The sequence below is a fragment of the Desulfovibrio sp. genome (assembly GCF_047607245.1).
Taxonomy (GTDB): Bacteria; Desulfobacterota; Desulfovibrionia; order Desulfovibrionales; family Desulfovibrionaceae; genus Desulfovibrio.
This window is the reverse complement of record NZ_JASGDK010000123.1, coordinates 1-6,975: the sequence shown is the minus strand read 5'-3', so window position 1 is coordinate 6,975 and position 6,975 is coordinate 1. Positions and strand designations below refer to the sequence as shown.

At 58.5% G+C, this 6,975-nt stretch carries 5 protein-coding genes and 1 pseudogene; all 6 read left to right on the top strand.

Translation table 11 applies throughout. The annotated features are described in order from the left end of the window. A partial coding sequence (locus tag QM579_RS10060) for an amidohydrolase (RefSeq protein WP_414999025.1) occupies window positions 1-1,162 on the top strand: 1,162 nt, incomplete at its 5' end. Window positions 1,163-1,384: 222 nt separating this feature from the next. Further along, window positions 1,385-1,648: a PxxKW family cysteine-rich protein gene (locus QM579_RS10055; RefSeq protein WP_414999024.1), complete on the top strand. Its 264-nt coding sequence runs from the start codon at window positions 1,385-1,387 to the stop codon at window positions 1,646-1,648. Window positions 1,649-2,367: 719 nt separating this feature from the next. After that, window positions 2,368-3,609 carry a M20 family metallo-hydrolase gene (locus QM579_RS10050; RefSeq protein ID WP_414999023.1) on the top strand — a complete coding sequence of 414 codons (1,242 nt, stop codon included), beginning with the start codon at window positions 2,368-2,370 and terminating at the stop codon, window positions 3,607-3,609. Further along, on the top strand, window positions 3,602-5,539 hold the full coding sequence (gene mnmG, locus QM579_RS10045; RefSeq protein ID WP_414999022.1) for a tRNA uridine-5-carboxymethylaminomethyl(34) synthesis enzyme MnmG: 1,938 nt from the start codon (window positions 3,602-3,604) through the stop codon (window positions 5,537-5,539). Before QM579_RS10050 ends, mnmG begins: the two co-directional genes overlap by 8 nt. A gap of 114 nt (window positions 5,540-5,653) precedes the next feature. Continuing rightward, entirely contained in the window at window positions 5,654-6,586 is a 933-nt protein-coding gene (locus QM579_RS10040) for a hypothetical protein (RefSeq protein WP_414999021.1), read from the top strand. Window positions 6,587-6,719: 133 nt separating this feature from the next. Then, window positions 6,720-6,975, top strand: a pseudogene (locus tag QM579_RS10035) (magnesium/cobalt efflux protein); the annotation flags it as partial.

Below are 6,975 nucleotides of genomic sequence, written 5' to 3'. Positions count from 1 at the left end.
GGACCTTGGACAGTCCGTGCTGATGCCGGGCCTTGTCAATGCGCACACCCACGCGGCCATGACCTTTTTACGCGGCCTTGCAGACGACATGCCCCTGATGGAATGGCTCAACAACCGCATATTTCCGGTCGAACAAAAACTTACGCCTGAAATTGTGCGTCTGGGCAGCCTTATGGGATATGCCGAAATGCTGCGCACCGGCACTACCTCCTGCGTAGACATGTATATTTTCGAAGAAGCCGCGCTGGCCGCCGCTGATGAGGCAGGACTGCGCTGCCTGGGCGGAGAGGCCGTGTTTGCCTTTCCTTCCGCAGCGTTCTCCGGGCCGGATGCCGTTCTTGATGAAACCCGGGCTCTGGCCGAAAAATACGCCAACCACCCCCGCCTGCGCATTGGGGTCAATCCGCACAGCGTCTACACCACCACCCCTGAAATTCTGGCTGCCTGCCGTGATCTTGCTTATGAGCTTGCCCTGCCCCTGCATTTTCATCTGGCTGAAACTGCAGAAGAGACCCAGATATGCCTTCACACGCACGGCAGCAGACCCACAACCTACTGTCACCGCATGGGCCTGCTAGACGCCCCCTGCACCCTTGCCCATGTAGTGGATGTGACGCCGCAAGAACTGGATTTTCTGGCTGCCAGCGGCGCTGTGGTGGCCCACAACGTGTCTTCAAACATGAAGCTTGCCTCAGGAACAGCCCCTGTGCCCGCCATGCTTGAGCGCGGCATGCCCGTAGCCCTGGGCACAGACGGAGCCGCCAGCAATAACCGCCTGAATATGTTCACCGAAATGGGCCGCACTGCCCTGCTCCACAAACTTACGGGTATGGATTCTACCCTGCTGCCCGCCCAAACCGTGCTGGATATGGCCACTCTGGGCGGAGCCGCCGCCATGCACGACCAGCGCCTTGGCAGTCTTGCTGTAGGCAAGGCCGCTGACTGCGTGGCCCTTGACCTGACCACGCCCAATATGCAGCCCATGTATAATGTTGTTTCACATCTCGTATACGCTGCCACAGGCATGGAAAACCGCATGACAATGGTAGACGGCGAAATTGTGTATATGGACGGAAGGTTCACCCGCTTTGACTATGAGGCCCTGTGCCGTGAAATGGTACAGGTGCGCAATTTTGTTCGCGGGATGACAGCGCACGCATGAGGCCTGCACGCAAGCCGATAGCCTGAAAAAACCGCCAGATAGGCCGTGCTTCGGTAAGCCACCAGCAGCTGTCTTCTGCCCAGTTTGGCTTCCGGCGGGAAATTCCCGCCCTTTGCCCTCTTGACAGCGCCTCATGTTCGGCTATATTTCTCCATTCCGAACCGGCGGCCCTGTGCCGCCGCTATTTCGCAATACGGCGCTTCTGCGCATGGAGGTTTTGCTATGACCGCTCTGGAAAACGCCACCAATACCGCTGATGGTGTGGTGCTTAACGGTTTTGTCCTTTCGCCGGTGGTGGAACAGTGTACTGGCTGTGACCGCGTGCGTGAATTTGGTGAAGAGCAGTTCTGCTCCAGCTACCCCGTTCCCTCTAAAAAGTGGGTCGGTGGCCGCTGTAACTTCGCCACCCATCTCAAGACCCAGACTGGCTCTGGCGCCAAGGTCAACCCCCTCAAGGCGTCCAAGCGCGCTGCCAAGGGTCGCTAGACCAGACCGTCTGCTCATTGGCCGATCGTCTGGATATGTTCAGATGCGGTTCATGTGGGCAATGCGCGTTTCCGCGCAGGCGAAGCATGCCAGATACGGGTTTTGCCCGTATTCGAACATGGATGGAAGACATCGGATTTTCGGCTTTTGTTCCGTCAACGGGTTCGCCCGTGCGGCGCGGAGCCGTTTTCCGTTTCTTTGGATCATGCCGGGGCAGCGCATACCGCGGATTTTTCTCAAAGGGCTGCTTGAGCAGCCCTTTGCGTTTTCTGCCAGAATGCCCGCAGAATGCTTGATCCCGGCCACGGGCAGGCATAGAGAAAATTGACGTCATACTGCGTTGCCGCCGACATTGGTATTGTGACAAAAATACGGATTCCGGCAGACACCGGGCCGCATTGCGTTCAAACGGCACGACCTGTTCACCGTCAGGCGTGTTATCGTTGATGCCTTAACCCTGAAGCAGCCTAGCGGCGCAAGCCTGCGGCTGCCTAGCGGCAACGATTTGAAAACAAATCGTTGCAGACAGTTCACGGGTAAGCGTTCAAACAGTAATACGCCTGTGGCAGGTCAGGAATAGCAGTGCGCGTTCGCAGGCAAAACGCTCATACACGACCTGACAAGGCGGCTGCATCAACCTGCTTTACACGATGACTGTCTGCTCTCGCAGCTGTCAGCATATTTTCAGAACAGCTTTGCTTCAAAGTCGGGGGAAACACATGCACAAAGATATGGACGCCCTGTTACGCGGCCTGGCTGGACGCGAAGATCGCGTGGTTGCCCTGCAAAGCGCCCTTACCGCCTGCCCTGCTCTGGGGCCCGATAATGGCGGCGACGGCGAAGAAGCCAAGGCAGCCCTTATTACGCAATGGCTTGAGGCATTCGGCGTAACAGACATTTTGCGCATTGACGCCCCGGATTCCCGCGTGCCTTCAGGACAACGCCCCAATCTTGTTGCCCGCATTCCCGGCAAAGAAAAGCGCACCTTGTGGCTCTTCGGCCATATGGACGTCGTGCCCCCTGGCGATCTGGCGGCATGGCAGTCCGACCCCTGGCAGGTGCGCCGTGAAGGCGATCTGCTCTTTGGCCGTGGGGTTGAAGACAACCAGCAGGCCATAACAAGCATGCTGCTGCTGGCGGAAGAACTGCACCAGCGGCATGTTGTTCCCCAGTTGAGTCTGGGTCTTGTCTTCATGGCCGATGAAGAAACGGGCAGCGCCTACGGTCTGGAATATCTGCTCAAGACGTCGCCCGAACTTTTCAGCAAGAACGATCTCTACATTGTACCTGACGCAGGGGCCCGCCGTGGCGATGTCATAGAAGTGGCGGAAAAAGGCCAGCTCTGGCTCAAGGTGCGCACCACCGGGGTGCAGTGTCATGCCTCCACCCCCCAGAAAGGCCGCAATGCCTTTCTGGCCGGGGCAGATATGGCGCTGGCCTGCCATAACGGCCTGCGGGCCGCCTTTGGCGATACCAACACCCTGTTCAACCCGCCAACATCCACCTTTGTGCCCGGCAAGCACGAGGCCAATGTGCCCAATATCAATACTGTGCCGGGCAGTGACGTTTTTTATGTGGATTGCCGTCTGTTACCGCAGGTAGACCCGCAGGCCGTGCTGGACAAGGTACGCGCGCTGGCAAGCGAGGTTGAGGAACGCCACGGCGTACAGATAGAGGTCAGCGTAGTGCAGCAACAGGCAGCTTCCAGCGTGGCTGAAACCAGCCCGGTGGTTATTGCTCTCAGCGCCGCAGTGGCCCGCGTTTACGGCGTCGAAGCCAAAACTCTCGGCATTGGCGGAGCCACGGTGGCGGCCCAGTTGCGCCAGCGTGACCTGGCCGCCGCAGTGTGGAGCTGCCTTGCAAGCACCTGCCACCAGCCCAACGAAAGTTCCTCTATTGCAGCTACCATTAAAGATGCCCAGGTCTTCACTCACATACTTATGAACCCCGCTCATGTCTGATACCAATACTGCCATATTTGACTGCATTGTAGCCGGAGGCGGCCACGCAGGCTGCGAAGCCGCCGTGGCCCTGGCCCGCATGGGACACAGCGTGCTGCTCATCAGCGGCAACCTTGACCGCCTGGGTTATCTTTCGTGCAATCCGGCCATTGGCGGCCTTGCCAAGGGACACATGACCCGCGAAATTGACGCTCTGGGCGGCATGATGGGCCTGTGGGCCGATGCCGCCGGCATACAGTTTCGCGTGCTCAATATGAGCAAGGGCCCTGCCGTGCGCGCCACCCGCGCCCAGATGGACCGTCTGGCCTACCAGCGCGTTGTGCAAAAAACCCTGTACTCCACGCCTGGCCTGCGCATCTGGCAGGACTCCGTCACTGAAATAACCTCCAGCGACAAGCGCGCCACTGGCGTGCGCACGGCGCAGGGACTCAGCTTTTCTGCCCGTCATGTATTGCTGACCACAGGAACATTTCTGGACGGGCGCATCCATATGGGGCTTACCAGCATCCCGGGAGGACGCCTGGGCGACGCCCCTGCCATTGGCCTTTCAGACAGCCTGCGCACACTGGGTTTTGAGCTTGGCCGCCTCAAAACTGGCACTACGCCTCGCCTGCTGAACTCTTCCATAGACTACTCGGTGCTGGAGGAACAAAGAGGCGACGATCCGCCCCCGGCCTTCAGTTTTCACGGTCCCGGCCCCGTGCTGCCGCAGCTTCCCTGCCACATAACCTGGACCAACGACCGCGCCCACGAAATCATCCGGGGCGGATTTGACCGTTCCCCTATGTTTACAGGCATCATCAAGGGAACCGGCGCACGCTACTGCCCTTCCATCGAGGACAAGGTCGCACGTTTTCCTGACAGGGAACGCCACCAGATATTCCTTGAGCCGGAAGGGCTCGACAGCGCAGAAGTTTATGCCAACGGCGTTCCCACCAGCCTGCCGCTGGACGTGCAGCTGGCTATGATACACGCTGTGCGCGGTCTGGAAAACGCCGTCATGCTGCGGCCCGGCTATGCCATTGAATATGATTTTTCCGACCCGGTGCAGCTCATGCCCACCCTTGAAAGCAAGGCTGTGCCCAGCTTGTGGCTGGCCGGGCAGATCAACGGCACTTCCGGCTATGAAGAAGCGGCTGCACAGGGATTGTGGGCCGCACTGAATATCTCCTGCCGCCTGCGCGATCTGCCGCCCTTCCTTCCTGGCCGCGACGAAGCCTATGTGGCAGTGCTTGTTGACGACCTTGTCACCTCCGGCACGCAGGAGCCCTACCGCATGTTCACTTCCCGCGCAGAGCACCGCCTGCTGCTGCGCGAGGACAATGCCGATGTGCGCCTGACGCCTCTGGGGCGCAAGCTGGGATTGGTGAGCGACGCACAGTGGAACACGTTCTGCCGCAAGCAGGATGCCGCAGCCCGCTTGCGCACAGGCCTTGAGCAAACGCGTATTCCTGCCGACAAGCATAATAAGGCTGCTGCAAGCACTGAAGACAGCGCGGCTTCGGGCGCAAGCCTGCCCGGAGGGCGCACGATTGCAGAGGCTCTGCGCAGGCCGGAACTGGACTTGCAGGGTATTGCTGGCCAATTGAGGGCCTGCCCTCCCGGTCCTCTGGCCGATGTTGGCGCTTTTCTGGAAGAAGAAATGTCTCTGGCCGGAGCGGCAGCGTGCGAAAGCGTGCAAACGGAAATAAAATATGCTGGCTATCTGGCCCGCCAGCGCGAACTTGTCGCGCGCACGGCCAGACTTGAATCCACAGCCTTGCCCCCTGATATGGATTATGCCACAGTAGCTGGGCTTTCGCGTGAAGTAACGGAAAAGCTTGATCGGGTACGCCCACTTAGCCTGGGACAGGCCGGACGCATTTCCGGGGTAACGCCAGCAGCCGTGGGCTGCCTGGAAATACACCTGCACAAGCTGGGGCTGCTCTGATGTTTTCAAGCATGCATAACGAGCCCGAAGGCGCGCCTGTGCTTTCGCGCCGCCCCATTACAGGACGAGCTTACACATCCCGTTTTGCGCAGCAAAACGTCTATTGGTGAATACATGACGGGTAAACAACTTCTTCTGGTTTGCATCGCCGTGCTGGTGGTCTTTTGCATAACGGCCATCGTTGCGCAGACATATCTTCAGCGGCAGCGCCAGGCGGCGCGGCGCAAGGGCATTATCCGCCAGATGCTGGAAACCGCCCAGGGCCAGAACGAAATATTCGACATCAAAATTCTGGACACGAGCGCAACTCATAAAGGCCTGGCCGCACTGTTGCAGAACATCTCCCCCACATCCCTGGGGATGGAGGTGTTGAGCTTCGTATCACAAGAGCTGGTGGGCGTGACTGTGGAAGTGTACTTTCGCGCAACGCTGCCCGAAGGCCCCACTTTTTACAAATTCCGCTCGGTTATTGAAAGCGTAGACTCGGGACGCAAGAAATCCCAGCTGCGGCTCACCTCACCTGAAGATCTGGCCGCGGGGCAGAAGCGCGTCTTCATTCGCATCAAACCGCCCAAGGACAAGGTGAGCGTTATTGGCGTATGGGAAATTGATTCCAGCAAGCCCATACCGCGCAGTACCTCAGAAATAAGCCGCCCCCTGCTGCACTATAAGCGCGGTATGGAAAAAGAGCCCGTGCAGGTAGAAAATATTTCGGCCACGGGCATGGCTTTGCGCTTTCCTATGGAAGATCTGGGCATCAAGCCTGTTGACCTGGACAAAGGTTCGCAGTTACTTTGTCTCATCATCTACCATATGGGCAAGGATGAAAAAATTATCACCTTCTGGTGCACCTGCACGGTTTTGCATGCCCGTGTGCATGAAGGCTCAAGCCCGGCTCTTGTGCTCGGTACGGAATTTACCAACTGGGCAGTGCTGGAGCAGGGCAAATCGGATATCCACTGGTTTCACAGCACGCCCTCACGCGGGGTGTCGCCCATTACCCAGTGGGTCATGCATATGGATATGGAGCAGCGCAAACTGCTCTAGTTGTGATGACCATCAAAGGCCGAAACTTGCTGAAAACGGGCCACCCCGGCAGTAAAAACGGCTGTATGTGCGATGAAGGCCATCGGTTGCGCTGCACGCGCACCCGGCCCCATTTCCAACCAAGGAGACTACATTGGACGGCGGCTCGGAAGGTCATAGTACCATCTGGTCGCGCCTGAGCAGACTGTTCGGGCACGACGATCAGGAATCTCTGGAAAAAGCCATTCTCGAAGCACGCGCCGACGGCGAAGTGGAACCCGATGAGGAGTCCATGCTGCTTGGCATTTTGCGCTTCAACGATCTTCAGGTGCAGGACACAATGATCCCGCGCACTGATATCGACTGCGTTCCCCACGACATGCCTTTGGCCGAAGTAGCGCACATCATTG

What these genes read in the sequence shown, in the direction of transcription:
- QM579_RS10050 (WP_414999023.1), top strand. Translation starts at nt 2,368, where the DNA reads ATGCACAAAGATATGGACGCCCTGTTACGCGGCCTGGCTGGACGCGAA.
- mnmG (WP_414999022.1), top strand. Translation starts at nt 3,602, where the DNA reads ATGTCTGATACCAATACTGCCATATTTGACTGCATTGTAGCCGGAGGC.
- QM579_RS10055 (WP_414999024.1), top strand. Translation starts at nt 1,385, where the DNA reads ATGACCGCTCTGGAAAACGCCACCAATACCGCTGATGGTGTGGTGCTT.
- QM579_RS10040 (WP_414999021.1), top strand. Translation starts at nt 5,654, where the DNA reads ATGACGGGTAAACAACTTCTTCTGGTTTGCATCGCCGTGCTGGTGGTC.